General features: G+C 56.3%; 12 protein-coding genes. 8 read left to right on the top strand and 4 right to left on the bottom strand.

Annotation, left to right across the window (positions count from 1 at the left end):
* Window positions 1-47 precede the first annotated feature (47 nt).
* A complete protein-coding gene (locus ACRZ9U_RS08045; RefSeq protein WP_170403350.1) occupies window positions 48-1,301 on the bottom strand; it encodes a sarcosine oxidase subunit beta family protein in 1,254 nt (417 codons plus the stop codon).
* A 196-nt stretch (window positions 1,302-1,497) separates the two neighbouring features.
* A complete protein-coding gene (locus ACRZ9U_RS08040) occupies window positions 1,498-2,928 on the bottom strand; it encodes a Glu/Leu/Phe/Val family dehydrogenase (protein ID WP_170403353.1) in 1,431 nt (476 codons plus the stop codon).
* A 424-nt stretch (window positions 2,929-3,352) separates the two neighbouring features.
* On the opposite strand from ACRZ9U_RS08040, the gene ACRZ9U_RS08035 reads away from it, so the two are divergent.
* The 3 genes from ACRZ9U_RS08035 (at window position 3,353) to ACRZ9U_RS08025 (ending at window position 6,283) form a co-directional block, all read left to right on the top strand.
* Complete coding sequence (locus tag ACRZ9U_RS08035) at window positions 3,353-5,080, top strand: Tad domain-containing protein (RefSeq protein ID WP_480901564.1); 1,728 nt, start codon at window positions 3,353-3,355, stop codon at window positions 5,078-5,080.
* Between the two features lie 68 nt (window positions 5,081-5,148).
* The gene (locus tag ACRZ9U_RS08030) at window positions 5,149-5,706 is read left to right on the top strand and encodes a TadE/TadG family type IV pilus assembly protein (protein ID WP_480885757.1); all 558 of its coding nucleotides are present in this window, start codon (window positions 5,149-5,151) and stop codon (window positions 5,704-5,706) included.
* The gene (locus tag ACRZ9U_RS08025) at window positions 5,693-6,283 is read left to right on the top strand and encodes a hypothetical protein (RefSeq protein WP_170403363.1); all 591 of its coding nucleotides are present in this window, start codon (window positions 5,693-5,695) and stop codon (window positions 6,281-6,283) included. The genes ACRZ9U_RS08030 and ACRZ9U_RS08025 overlap by 14 nt, the downstream gene beginning before the upstream one ends.
* Here ACRZ9U_RS08025 and ACRZ9U_RS08020 read toward each other — a convergent pair.
* A complete protein-coding gene (locus ACRZ9U_RS08020) occupies window positions 6,280-6,750 on the bottom strand; it encodes a hypothetical protein (RefSeq protein WP_170403365.1) in 471 nt (156 codons plus the stop codon). The genes ACRZ9U_RS08025 and ACRZ9U_RS08020 overlap by 4 nt on opposite strands.
* 159 nt (window positions 6,751-6,909) lie before the next feature.
* Here ACRZ9U_RS08020 and ACRZ9U_RS08015 point away from each other — a divergent pair, with 159 nt between their 5' ends.
* The gene (locus tag ACRZ9U_RS08015; protein WP_480901561.1) at window positions 6,910-7,821 is read left to right on the top strand and encodes a pirin family protein; all 912 of its coding nucleotides are present in this window, start codon (window positions 6,910-6,912) and stop codon (window positions 7,819-7,821) included.
* Between the two features lie 7 nt (window positions 7,822-7,828).
* On the opposite strand, the gene ACRZ9U_RS08010 is transcribed toward ACRZ9U_RS08015, so the two are convergent.
* Complete coding sequence (locus ACRZ9U_RS08010) at window positions 7,829-8,416, bottom strand: TetR/AcrR family transcriptional regulator (RefSeq protein ID WP_170403371.1); 588 nt, start codon at window positions 8,414-8,416, stop codon at window positions 7,829-7,831.
* A gap of 100 nt (window positions 8,417-8,516) precedes the next feature.
* Between ACRZ9U_RS08010 and ACRZ9U_RS08005 the strand changes: the two genes are divergently transcribed.
* The 4 genes from ACRZ9U_RS08005 (at window position 8,517) to recJ (ending at window position 13,068) form a co-directional block, all read left to right on the top strand.
* Window positions 8,517-8,765, top strand: a complete 249-nt coding sequence (locus ACRZ9U_RS08005) for a hypothetical protein (protein ID WP_170396262.1) — start codon at window positions 8,517-8,519, stop codon at window positions 8,763-8,765.
* Between the two features lie 128 nt (window positions 8,766-8,893).
* The gene (locus ACRZ9U_RS08000) at window positions 8,894-10,180 is read left to right on the top strand and encodes a homoserine dehydrogenase (RefSeq protein ID WP_170403375.1); all 1,287 of its coding nucleotides are present in this window, start codon (window positions 8,894-8,896) and stop codon (window positions 10,178-10,180) included.
* A 71-nt stretch (window positions 10,181-10,251) separates the two neighbouring features.
* Window positions 10,252-11,235, top strand: a complete 984-nt coding sequence (glpX, locus tag ACRZ9U_RS07995) for a class II fructose-bisphosphatase (protein WP_170403378.1) — start codon at window positions 10,252-10,254, stop codon at window positions 11,233-11,235.
* A gap of 90 nt (window positions 11,236-11,325) precedes the next feature.
* Window positions 11,326-13,068, top strand: coding sequence for a single-stranded-DNA-specific exonuclease RecJ (gene recJ, locus ACRZ9U_RS07990; RefSeq protein WP_170403381.1), 1,743 nt, complete (start codon window positions 11,326-11,328; stop codon window positions 13,066-13,068).
* Window positions 13,069-13,084: the final 16 nt, after the last annotated feature.

Genomic DNA, 13,084 nt, shown 5'->3' with positions numbered 1-13,084 from the left:
GCCCTTCTTGATCTTTTCAATAATACCCAAATCCAACATCGCGCCCCTCAATGCAGATTGTGCTGAGAGCCCTTGCCCTCTTCATCGATAATCCCGCGCCCGGTGCGGAAACGATCCAGTCGGAAGCCGGTGGCATTCTCGTGATACCGATCCGTCGCAATCAGATGCGCAAACACATTCCCCGAACCCGGAACCGCCTTGAACCCGCCATAGTTCCAGCCGGCATTCAGATAGAGCCCGTCGATATCCGTCCGGTCGATGATCGGAGAGCCATCGGGCGACATATCCATGATCCCGCCCCAGGATCGCAGCACCCGCGCCTTGCCGATCATCGGCATCAGCGCCATCCCGGCCTCCATCACGCTTTCGACGGTGGGCAAATTACCTCGCGCCGCATAGGAGGCGTAAAAATCCAGATCACCGCCAAAGACCAGACCGCCCTTATCTGACTGGCTGATATAGAAATGCCCCATGCCAAACGTCACCACATGATCGATGCAGGGCTTCAGACCTTCGGTCACGAAGGCCTGCAAGACATGGCTTTCAATCGGCAGCCTCATTCCAGCCATCGCCGCCACCTGACCTGAACGCCCGGCAGCAACCATCGCCACCTTCTTGGCCCGGATCGGCCCACGCGAGGTCTGAACACCGCGCACCACGCCGTTCTCGATATCAATACCGGTCACTTCGCAGTTCTGGATCAGATCCACGCCGCGCTGGTCTGCTCCGCGCGCATAGCCCCAGGCCACTGCATCGTGTCGCGCTGTACCTCCGCGCGGGTGGTAGAGACCGCCATACAGAGGGAACCTAAGGTCATCGAAATTCAGATAGGGCACCATCCGCCTCAATTCATCGCGATTGAGCAGGATAGCATCGTCACCCTGACTGATCATCATGTTGCCCCGGCGCGCAGCGGCATCACGCTGCCCGTCCGAATGGAACAGGTTGATGATCCCGCGTTGCGAATGCATGACATTGTAGTTCAGATCCTGCTCAAGACCTTCCCACAGCTTCAATGAGTGCGAGTAGAACTCGGAATTGCCCCGCAAAAAGTAATTCGCGCGCACAATGGTGGTGTTGCGCCCGACATTGCCCCCACCGATATAGCCCTTTTCCAGAACAGCGATATTGGTCAGACCATGTTCCTTGGCCAGATAATAGGCCGTGCTCAACCCATGACCTCCGCCGCCGACAATGACGATGTCATATTCGGATTTCGGTTCAGGCTCGCGCCAGTGCGGCGTCCAGCCTTTGTTGCCGGTCAGGCCCTCTTTCAGGACACGTAAGCCGGAGAAACGCATTCAGACCTCCCTACAGGTGTGTCGGCATCAAACCAACTTCACCCAGCAGTAACAACGCCGGAATCCGGTTCCACTCCTGTTTTCGACGAAAACTTGTCGCTGGGCGACCAATCCACACACTCTGACGACTTCGGCCGAAATGAAAAGTGGCCAACCCATTGGTTGGCCACTCAAGAAGTTTCTGCTCTTTGCGCGCTCAGAGGCCCTTGGCGCGATAGCTTTTTGAGACGCGGTCGATCGCAACGATATAGGCCGCCGTGCGCAGATCGTCGACATCCGCGCGATCATGCCAGACTTCGCTCATCGACTGATAGGCAATGCGCATCGTGTCATCGAGACCAGAACGCACCAGCTCCAACTCGCCAGCGCCCTTTAGGTACTTGGCCTTGAAATCCGGAGACATCGACCATGCGTCACCCAGATACCGATCTAGCCGCTGCAATTCGCTGACGATCAACTCATGCCGAGCTTCTTCCTGACGCCGCTGCATCCGGCCAAAACGGATGTGGCTGAGGTTCTTGACCCATTCGAAATAGGACACGGTCACACCGCCGGCGTTTGCATACATGTCAGGGATGATCACCGTACCTTTCTTGCGCAGGATCTCATCCGCACCCGCCGTGACAGGCCCGTTGGCGGCCTCGATGATCAGTGGTGCCTTAATACGTTCGGCGTTGGATAGGTTTATTACCCCCTCCAGCGCCGCCGGAATCAGGATGTCACACTCGGCTTCAAGTACCGCGCCGCCCTCGGCGGAATGCGTGGCGTCGGGATAGTCCTTCACGCCGCCATGCTTGACGATCCACTGCCGCACGGCTTCTACGTCGATGCCATCGGGATTGTACAGTGCGCCATCCCATTCGATGATGCCGACCACACGCGACCCGTCTTCCTCGCTGAGGAACTTGGCTGCGTGATAGCCCACGTTACCCAATCCCTGCACGACGACGCGCTTTCCGTCCAGCGTGCCTGACAAGTTCGCCTTCTTGACGTCTTCCGGGTTTCGGAAGAATTCGCGCAACGCGTATTGGATGCCGCGCCCGGTTGCTTCGACCCTGCCCGCGATGCCCCCCGCGTTCAGCGGTTTACCTGTCACACAGGCTCGCGCGTTGATATCGGTCGTATTCATCCGCGCATATTGGTCAGCCATCCACGCCATTTCGCGCTCGCCTGTTCCCATATCGGGCGCAGGCACGTTCTGTGAGGGGTTGATCAGATCGCGCTTTGCCAGCTCATAGGCAAAACGACGCGTGATCTGTTCCATCTCATGTTCTTCATACTGGCGAGGATCAATGCAAAGGCCCCCTTTCGAGCCACCAAAGGGCGCTTCGACCAGTGCACACTTGTAAGTCATGAGCGCAGCCAGCGCTTCGACCTCATCCTGGTTCACCGCCAAGGCATAGCGAATGCCACCCTTTACCGGCTCCATATGTTCCGAATGAACCGAACGATATCCGGTAAAGGTGTGGATCTGCCCCCGCAGACGCACCCCGAACCGAACGGTGTAGGTGGCATTACAAACCCGTATCTTCTCTTCTAGCCCGGGCGGCAAATCCATCAGAGACGCCGCTCTGTTGAACATCAAATCAACACTCTCACGAAAGCTGGGTTCTTTAATGCCGGTCATAAAATCCTCCGTGCCGGTAGACGAGATACGTCATGACTTTTTGTCGCACTGCTTGCTAAATACCGCAATCAGTAACTGCACGTATTTTCATCAGTTTGTGAACTTTACTTTTTAGCTCCATTGGTGAGTCGGGCGTTAACGAAAGCCGCGCGATTGTCCAAAGTAGCGAAACAAAACCGTCAATAACACCGGGAATAAAGCTGAATCTCTTTAAAAACGAGCAACATAGTGTCCACTGCGCCCAAATCTCGCCACGATCCGTGGATAAATTATTAGAGTTGCGAAGTGCTGGCATCAGTGTGCCTGATCGACCGAGGAACCAATTATGCGCAAGTTTGATTTGAAAGCTCAATTCAACCGTCTCTGCCACGAAAACAGATGCTCGCGGCACTTGCGTCACTTTGTTTCTTCGACAGAAGGCACGATGACAATACTCGCAATGTTCCTAGTCATGATGGTTTTTACCGTGGCCGGGTTTGCCGTCGACGTCATGCGGTATGATCGCGAAAGGGTTAGGCTACAATACGCACTGGACCGCGCGGTCCTTGCCGCAGCTGACCTGGACCAAGAGCTTTGCCCACGTGTCGTAGTGAATGATTACATCCGCAAAGAAGGCTTCGATACGGATATCATCAAAGATATCAAGGTCGAGCCTGAGACATGTACTACGAACGACGACGGAACGGTGTCTCAGGTTGCCGAACTTGAAGGAAAACGGAAAGTCGAAGCCAGCGCCGATATGAGTATCGAAACACATTTCATGAAATGGAGTGGTGTCGACTCTATTGATACAACCGCCACCAGCATCGCCGAAGAATCGATTGGTAATGTCGAAATCTCTTTGGTCTTGGACGTGTCGGGTTCGATGCGTGGTACGAAGCTTACCAACCTCAAAAGTGCCGCTGAGGACTTTATTGATGAAATGATCCTGAAGTCGGAAGACGGCAGATTGTCAATCTCAATCGTGCCCTACTCGGAACAGGTCTCGGTGCCCGACTATCTAATGGATGCGATTAACACGATCGGAGCTAACGAAAGAGCCAATTGCATCGACTTCCAGCCTTCGGATTTCACAACGACCGACTTCAACTACTACGACATCGTGGATGACGGCGGCAACATTATCAGACCTGGGGACTATGTCCCACAGACTCTTCATTTCAAGGATAATGGTTCTAGCGACAAAAGGTTCAGCGATACGCTGGTAAGCAGCAATACCTGTCGCCTTGAATCCGACACCGACCGTCGAGAGATGACCGTAATCCAGAACGACCCGGACATTTTGAAGGGTCAGATCCAGAACCTTGTGGCAAGCGGCTGGACTTCAATCGACGTAGGTCTGAAGTGGGGTCTGACCTTGCTTGATGACAGTGTTCAACCGCTTATCGCTCAGATTGCAGACAGTTCTGAAATTCCGAACTCATTTGCGATCCGACCGGCTCCGAACAAGACCTCTGACACTCTTAAGGTTCTAGTGTTGATGACGGATGGTGAAAACACTTATCAACACAAAGTGAATCCGCCTTACAATGACGGCCTCTCGGACATCTATTGGAATGAAGATGCCGAAGTGTATTCTATCTACGATGAAGAGTATGACCGCTGGGCTTGGCCTAATGTCGCCACAACTGTACGGGACAGTTCGTACAGGCGCTGGACCCGCGACAAATACCAAGATCATGCCTATGGCGATGAGACTTATATACGCTACCGCTGTACGGATTACTACAACGGCACCTGCTATTCGATGGACAGATCGCAAACACGCGAAGACTCCGAAGGACTTTCAACAGATTCCGATCCGGTAGAACTGGAATGGCCTGACGTCTGGGCGCACACGGAAAAGTATGCAATTCGGGATATGTTGCGTCACGCTTATGGCTGGGATCGCGGCGACGAATTTGCATCAGACTCTACAACCGAAATTGGTCCATCGACCAAAAATCCAAACGTTGTGGATCTTTGCAATAAAGCCGAAGAAGAAAAGGTCATCATTTTCTCCATCGCCTTTGAAGCCCCGTCCGGCGTTAAGCAAATGTTGAAAGACTGCGCGGTCAAAGATGCGCGGTACTATGAGGCGACTGGTACACAAATCGAGCGGGTTTTTGACTCGATCAGCACCTCCATTCAGAATCTGAGGCTGACCCAATGATTACGACACTGCGGAAGCGGCTGCGTAGATTTTACAATAATGAGGATGGAAACTCGACTATCGAGTTTATGTTCTGGTTTCCTTTCTTCCTCTATGTCGCTTATTCCGGCATGGATCTGGGACTGCAATCCTTTCATCACGCCGATCTTGAACGGTCTCTGGATATAACAGTCCGAGAGGTTAGGCTCAATCGCTTGCCAGAGGGTGAAACCGAATGGGATCATGAGCTTCTCAAAGAAATGATCTGTGACGAGGCAATGATCACAAATTGCTTGGAAGACTTGGCGCTTGAGATGACTCCTATTGATCCACGCGTCGGCAATCCCCTGGACAACCCTTCTTATTTGAACCCTTATTGTGTCGACACGCCAGCGACTGTCAGGCCACCCGAGAATGTCCTTTTTGAATCGGGCACTTCAAACGAGCTGATGATCATCCGCGCTTGTCTTGAAGTCTCACCTGTCTGGGGTTTCACGATGATTGGCGGCCTTGCGAAACAGGACCCCGACGGTCAATGGGAATTGCATGCGACGACAGTGTTCGTACATGAACCATTCGGTGGGTCATCAAGCTCCCCAGACGAAGATTCGTCTGAAACTGTGGATGTAGCCGATGCCTCGAACTAAAAAATCAATTCAGGACTTTGCCAACGCGTTGCTCGTTCGCTTTCTGAAACGAGAAGAAGGTTCGATTACAGTCGAGGCGGTCCTGATCGTACCGCTGGTGTTTTGGTCGATTTTCGCGTCTTACACCTATTATGACAGCTATCGTCAAAGCGCCCGTAACATCAAAGGGGCGTATGCAATAGCTGACATTATTTCTCGCGAAGACAGCGACATGAATGTGAAATACGTTGACACCTTGTACAACCTTCTAGAGTCGATGGTCTATACGAGATCTCCGGTGTCTATGCGCGCTTCTTACATTGAGTATGATGCTGATGCCGATGCCCACAACGTAGTTTGGTCTTGTACACGGGGTGAGAAGTACATTCAGTTGACAAACACGGAGATCGTAAAGATCAAGCACCGAATTCCGGTCATGCCTGACAACGGATCCATGATTATCGTCGAAACCAATAATACTTACAGAGCTCCATTCCGGTTTGCGCTCGATTTTGCTGACTTTGAGATGGACAACTTTGTGTTTACGCACCCGCGTGTTTTTGACCAGGTCGTCAATACCCCTTGCACGGTGAGCTAATCCCTTTCCGCTAGAATCCCCGACAGCATTTCCGACATGTATTTGGTCTCGGCGGCGGCTGTCATGCCGCCTATGCCAATCCTTCGTCCGACACGCCACCAAAGACCGGGCGCCCACTGGTTTGAGCTTCGTGCATGAGTGATTACCAAGAAGCCATTTGATGGCTTAAATGCGAACACGCCCCGGTCTACGCCTTCGACATCCTCGATATTGCAGATCACCTGCCCCGAGCCTGTGCGCAATTGGGATTGGGTCAGCTCGATCCTGTCTTCGGTCGCGTACCACATGCGACGGGCTAACCAGAACGCAGCTGCCCCGGAAACCAGTAAGAAGACCTGCCAGCCTAACTCAGGCGGCGATGCCAACGCGACGTAAATGACCAACGCCCCGACCGTGACCAGCATCCCTACCCCAGTCCAGCGCCGCGGTGCCGAGGCCGCGACCGTGGCCAGCACTTCTTCTTGCATGTTGTTCTCCTGATTGTCCGCCCGCTTTAACCGCTTTGATAAGCAAAGGACAGCGCCGCGTCACCTGTCTGAGCATCTTCGCACAGCTTCAGTGTTCCAGCGCAAATTGACTACCTCAGGCCGACGCATAAGTTCCGGTCAAAGGATCAGGAGGCTTTCATGTCACTCAGACCAACTTTGGAATTCCGCAAGGCGGTCCCGACGATGGAAGGCGCGGGCGTCAAACTGCACCGGGCGTTCGGGTTTCAGGACCCGTCGGAACTGGACCCGTTTCTGCTGTTCGATGATTTCCGGAATGACAACCCATTGGACTATATGGCCGGTTTTCCGTGGCATCCGCATCGGGGCATCGAAACGATCACTTATGTCCTGTCCGGCACAGTCGAACACAGCGACTCGCTGGGCAATAGCGGCACGCTGGGTGCCGGAGATGTCCAGTGGATGACCGCCGGGTCGGGTATCCTACATCAGGAAATGCCCAAGGGGTCGGCCAGCGGTCAGATGCATGGGTTCCAGCTGTGGGGCAATCTGCCATCAGATCAGAAAATGGCCGCCCCGCGCTATCAGGACGTTCAAAGCACTGATATTCCAGAAATCATCGATGATGATGGGACAAAGGTCCGTGTGATTGTCGGTACATTCTGGGGATGTACGGGCCCAGTGGACGGTATCGCTGCCGATCCGCAATACCTGGATATCAGCATACCGGCAGGGGTGAAAAAAACCATTCCGATCGACACATACCGCCGGGCCTTCGCCTATATCTTTGAAGGCAGCGCTGCCTTTGCGGATGCGTCTCGGCCAACTGGAATTCTTCTAGAGAAAGAGGTCGCCGGGCAAGAGGTCAACATCCGCGACATGTCAGGAGACAGGACGTTGGTTCGGTTCGGGACCGGAGACGAAATCACGGTTCAGGCCGGGCCCGAGGGTGTACGGTTTCTTTTGATCTCGGGCGCTCCGATCGATGAACCCGTGGCGTGGCATGGCCCGATCGTGATGAATACGCAGGCAGAATTACAGCAAGCGTTTCGGGAGTTGCGGAACGGAACGTTCATCCGGCCAGCGCACTAGGCACGAGTCAGGCGGTGACTGCCTTGCGGACCATGTCCCAGTATATCTGCTCGACCTCATCCAGAGACAGGCGGCCACCGCTGCGATACCAAGTGATCACACCATTCAGCATGGCAATCACCGCTAATGTGGCGATCTTGGTATCGGTGACCGAAAATTGACCCGATTGCTGCCCGTTACGCAGAATATGCTCTAACGAGTCCTCGTAACGGCGGCGCAGGGCCTCGATTTCGGCAAAGTTTTCGGGGTTCAGATTGCGCAGCTCCATGTAAGCGATGAACACCTCGTCGGGACGCTGCAGGTGAAAACGGATGTGGAACCCGACAAACTGACGCAAAGCATCTTGTGGATTATCAAACCGGTCGAGAGCGTCATAGGCGGCCATCAGATCCTGCATGTGATCGCGCATCAGCCGAAACAGCAGGCTCTGCTTGTCGGGCGTGTAATTATAGAGTGCCCCAGCCTGCACCCCCACCTCCCCTGCGATCTGCCGCATTGAAACCGCAGCATAGCCATGACGGGCAAACAGCCCCAGTGCGGCCTCGCGAATGCGGGGGCCGGTGATATCGGAATGAGAACCTTGTGTACGCGCCATGCTCCGATCGTATCTGAACAGACGTTCAGATAGAACCCCGCTTGAACCATTCCGACAAAACGTGCATCACGGGATACACGCTGCGACCCGAAGGACTGCGATGAAGCTTTTGTTGCCCATTCTCTTTGTGCTGGCCACCGCCGGCTGCGCAAATATCCCTGAGTTGGAAGGCAGCGAAACCGCCGCATTGCGCAAGGCACCCTACCCCAAGCTTATTGCTTTAGATCCCGCCCTCGGTCCTCCGACCGATCCAATCAGCGAAGCGGAAGAGGTAGAAGAAGACCTGACAGCACGCAGCGAAGCGTTGGCGGAAAAGGCCGAAGCGCTGCAGAATGCCGAGATTAACTAGGATTTCGGCCACGCCACTAGCTCCAAAAGATTAGACGGATTGCACCCCTGCCTCGAACCCGCTAAGGCAGCCCGCAAAGGACACTTCGCCATCGCGGGCGGTATTGCGAGCAGAAAGGACCCAAGGGAATGACACAGGCGCTGAGGCTTGGAATTGCCGGATTGGGAACCGTTGGCGTGGGTGTGGTCAAAATTGTGCGTCGTCATGCCGATTTGTTGCACGCCCGCACCGGGCGTCGCATCGAGATCACCGCAGTTTCGGCCCGTGATGCCAGCAAGGACCGTGGCGTAAACCTCTCGGATTATGCATGGGAAACCGATCCCGTTGCATTGGCCAAACGCGAAGACATCGATGTTTTTGTCGAACTGATGGGCGGCGAGAACGGCCCCGCGAAAGCTTCGGTCGAGGCGGCGCTGAACAGTGGCAAGGATGTCGTCACCGCAAACAAGGCACTGCTGGCGATTCATGGGCAGGAACTGGCGGAATTGGCCGAAGCCGCAGGTCGTGTCATTCGCTTCGAAGCGGCTGTCGCGGGTGGTATCCCGGTAATCAAATCTCTGACCGAAGGACTGGCGGGTAACGAGATCACACGTGTCATGGGCGTCATGAACGGTACCTGCAACTATATTCTGACCCGGATGCAATCGCAGGAGTTGGGCTATAACGCCCTGTTCGAGGAATGCGCGCAGCTTGGCTATCTTGAAGCTGATCCCAATCTGGATGTTGGCGGCATCGACGCGGCGCACAAACTGGCGCTGCTGTCTTCGATTGCCTTTGGCACCAAGCCGAATTTCGATGGGATCGAGATCGAGGGCATTCAGCATATTAGCCTCGATGACATCCATCAGGCCCACGACATGGGGTATCGCATCAAGCTGTTGGGTGTGGCACAGCGAACGGCGCGCGGACTGGAACAGCGGATGCAACCCTGTCTAGTGCCAAGTAATTCTCCGCTAGGTCAGTTGGAAGGCGGAACAAACATGGTTGTGCTGGATGGGGACGCAGTTGAACAAATCGTTCTGCGTGGCCCCGGTGCCGGTGAAGGTCCCACTGCCAGCGCAGTGATGGGCGACGTTTGCGATCTGGCGCGAGGCTTGCATATACCGACATTTGGCCGCCCCGCGACGACCCTGCAAGACGCAGCCTCCGCCGTTACTGGCCTCCCTGCACCCTACTATCTGCGGCTCGGCCTTCTGGACAAGCCCGGCGCGCTGGCAAAGGTCGCGGCGATTCTGGGCGATGCTGGCGTCTCGATCGACCGGATGCGGCAGTATGGGCACACAGAAAGCACAGCGCCCGTGCTGATCGTGACCCACAAAACCACGCGGGCGACGCTGGACCATGCACTGGATGGCCTGCGCGCCACCGATGTGGTGGCCGGAGAACCCGTCGCCCTGCGTATCGAACAAGTCTGACCCCTTGCGGCCTATGCTGCGCGCAGGCTATGCCGGATAAAACGCCTTAGCTGACCAAAGGATATGCGAAGATGAACGCTGCCAAGATCGATTTCAACGACCGCCTGCTGTCTCTGGGCCTTGCACGGGTGGCAGAACAGGCCGCGCTGGCGTCCGCCTCTCTGGTTGGCCGGGGTGATGAGAAAGCTGCCGATCAGGCTGCCGTCAACGCTATGCGTGAACAACTGAACCTTCTGGACATTGAGGGTGTCGTTGTCATTGGTGAGGGCGAGCGTGATGAAGCGCCAATGCTCTATATCGGCGAAGAGGTTGGCACTGGTAACGGCCCGGGCGTAGACATTGCGCTGGACCCGCTTGAAGGCACAACCCTGACCGCCAAGGATATGCCCAACGCGCTGACCGTCATTGCCATGGGCCCGCGCGGCTCAATGCTACACGCTCCGGACGTATACATGGACAAACTGGCCATTGGTCCGGGCTTTCCCGAAGGTGTCGTAAGCTTGGACATGAGCCCGCGCGAGCGAGTTGAAGCGCTGGCCAAGGCCAAAGGCTGTGAGCCTGCGGATATTACCGTATGCATATTGGAGCGTCCCCGCCACGAAGCGATGATTGCTGAAGTCCGCGATACCGGTGCGTCGATCCGCCTGATCACAGATGGCGACGTCGCAGGTGTGATGCATTGCGCCGAAAGCGAAGTGACCGGCATCGACATGTATATGGGTCAAGGTGGTGCGCCCGAGGGTGTGCTTGCCGCAGCCGCGCTGAAATGCATGGGCGGTCAGATCTTTGGCCGCCTGTTGTTCCGTAATGACGACGAACGTGGCCGGGCGGCCAAGGCGGGCATCATAGATCTGGACCGTGTTTATGCGCGCGACGAGATGGTAACGGCGGATGTCATCTTTGCCGCTACTGGGGTCACCGGAGGCTCACTGCTGCCGCGCATCAAGCGGGAACCGGGTTGGGTTGAAACAACGACGCTGCTCATGCGATCAAAAACGGGCTCGGTGCGGCGGATGTCCTACCGCACGCCGATGTGGCCACACAACGAAGCATAGCGGCTTGCGCCAGCGCCTTCAGCAAGAGTATTCATAAAAGACCAAGAGGCCGGATCCGCAGGGGTCCGGCCTTAGTGCATGAGGTGAGATGTGGCATTTCTGGGCGTAGAGCAATCTCTGACGGGGCGACGCTGGATCGGACCGGGGATTGAGGTCGAGCGGTCAGCAGAAATGATGGCGCAGCAGACAGATCTGCCTCGCGCCGTCTGTCAGGTTTTGGCACGGCGTGGTGTTCCGGTGATGGAGGCCGCCGGTTTCCTGGAACCCAAGTTGAAGGAACTGCTGCCCGACCCGCGATCAATGAAAGATATGGAAGTCGCTGCGGCCCGGTTTCTACAGGCTGTGCGCAAGCGCCAAAAGATCGCAGTGTTTGCTGACTATGATGTGGACGGGGGCAGTTCGGCTGCGTTGTTGTTGGTGTGGCTGCGCCAGATGGGGCTTGCCGCGACGCTTTATGTGCCCGACCGGATTGATGAAGGCTATGGGCCAAATGTGCCTGCAATGCAGGAACTTGCGGCTAGCCATGACCTGATCATCTGCGTGGATTGCGGAACGCTGAGCCACGAACCTATCGCGGCGGCGAAGGGTGCGGATGTGATCGTTTTGGATCACCATTTGGGTGCAGAAACCCTGCCGGATTGCGTCGCCGTGGTGAACCCGAACCGACAGGACGAAAGCGGCGATCTGGGCTATCTCTGCGCTGCTGCGGTGGTGTTCCTGATGCTGGTCGAGGCGGGTCGTCAGTTGCGTGAGGCCGGGGCCAAGGGGCCGGATCTGATGGCAATGCTCGATCTGGTGGCGCTGGCCACGGTGGCGGACGTTGCGCCGTTGATCGACGCCAACCGGGCGCTGGTTCGACAGGGCCTGAAAGTGATGACCCAAAGGCAAAGGCCCGGCTTGGTCGCGTTGTCAGACGTGGCGCGCATGGATACCGCGCCCAACAGCTATCATCTGGGGTTTCTGCTGGGGCCGCGCGTCAATGCTGGCGGTCGCATTGGTCAGGCTGATCTTGGCGCGCGGCTGCTGAGCACGGACTCGATCACTGAGGCCGAAGCCTTATCCGAGCGGCTGGATGCCCTGAATTCGGAACGGCGCGAGATCGAAAACGCGGTCCGCGCGGCGGCTTTGGCGCAAGCCGAGGACCGTGGGTTGGATGCGCCGCTGGTCTGGGCCGCAGGCGACGGTTGGCATCCCGGGGTGGTAGGTATCGTTGCTTCGCGGCTGAAAGAGTCGGCAAACCGGCCCGCTATCGTGATCGGGTTCGACGGGGATGAGGGCAAAGGTTCAGGCAGGTCGATCTCGGGCGTTGATCTGGGCGCGTCGATCCAGCGACTGGCTGCCGAAGGGCTGCTGGTCAAGGGTGGTGGCCACAAGATGGCGGCCGGTCTCACGGTGATGCGTGATCAGTTGGAGCCTGCAATGTCGCGCCTGTCCGAGCTTCTGGCCAAACAGGGTGCAGGCCAAGGCGGTCCCGCCGACTTGAAACTGGACGGGGCGCTGATGCCCGGGGCCGCGACAGTCGATCTGATCGAACAGGTAGAGAAAGCGGGTCCTTTCGGGGCCGGTGCCCCTGCCCCGCGCTATGCTCTGCCTGATCTGCAAGTGCGCTTTGCTAAACGCGTGGGCGAAACACATTTGAAGCTGTCACTTTCGGATGGAATGTCTGGCGGACTGGATGCCATCGCCTTTGGCGCATTCGACGGCCCGTTGGGGGATCGCCTGTCTAATCACGGCGGTGCGCGGTTCCATTTCGCGGGTCGGCTTGAGGTGAATACCTGGGGCGGACGACAGAGCGTGCAGCTGCGGCTGGAAGACGCGGCAGAAGCTGTCTGAAAACCGTTTCAACGCC

It is taken from the genome of Ruegeria sp. D7 (assembly GCF_056534355.1).
Note: the sequence above shows the minus strand (reverse complement) of the source record. Positions and strands in the feature narration are given on the sequence as shown.

What these genes read in the sequence shown, in the direction of transcription:
- ACRZ9U_RS08030 (WP_480885757.1), top strand. Translation starts at nt 5,149, where the DNA reads ATGTTCTGGTTTCCTTTCTTCCTCTATGTCGCTTATTCCGGCATGGAT.
- ACRZ9U_RS08015 (WP_480901561.1), top strand. Translation starts at nt 6,910, where the DNA reads ATGTCACTCAGACCAACTTTGGAATTCCGCAAGGCGGTCCCGACGATG.
- ACRZ9U_RS08025 (WP_170403363.1), top strand. Translation starts at nt 5,693, where the DNA reads ATGCCTCGAACTAAAAAATCAATTCAGGACTTTGCCAACGCGTTGCTC.
- glpX (WP_170403378.1), top strand. Translation starts at nt 10,252, where the DNA reads ATGAACGCTGCCAAGATCGATTTCAACGACCGCCTGCTGTCTCTGGGC.
- ACRZ9U_RS08000 (WP_170403375.1), top strand. Translation starts at nt 8,894, where the DNA reads ATGACACAGGCGCTGAGGCTTGGAATTGCCGGATTGGGAACCGTTGGC.
- ACRZ9U_RS08040 (WP_170403353.1), bottom strand. Translation starts at nt 2,928, where the DNA reads ATGACCGGCATTAAAGAACCCAGCTTTCGTGAGAGTGTTGATTTGATG.
- ACRZ9U_RS08035 (WP_480901564.1), top strand. Translation starts at nt 3,353, where the DNA reads ATGACAATACTCGCAATGTTCCTAGTCATGATGGTTTTTACCGTGGCC.
- ACRZ9U_RS08005 (WP_170396262.1), top strand. Translation starts at nt 8,517, where the DNA reads ATGAAGCTTTTGTTGCCCATTCTCTTTGTGCTGGCCACCGCCGGCTGC.
- ACRZ9U_RS08020 (WP_170403365.1), bottom strand. Translation starts at nt 6,750, where the DNA reads ATGCAAGAAGAAGTGCTGGCCACGGTCGCGGCCTCGGCACCGCGGCGC.
- ACRZ9U_RS08045 (WP_170403350.1), bottom strand. Translation starts at nt 1,301, where the DNA reads ATGCGTTTCTCCGGCTTACGTGTCCTGAAAGAGGGCCTGACCGGCAAC.
- ACRZ9U_RS08010 (WP_170403371.1), bottom strand. Translation starts at nt 8,416, where the DNA reads ATGGCGCGTACACAAGGTTCTCATTCCGATATCACCGGCCCCCGCATT.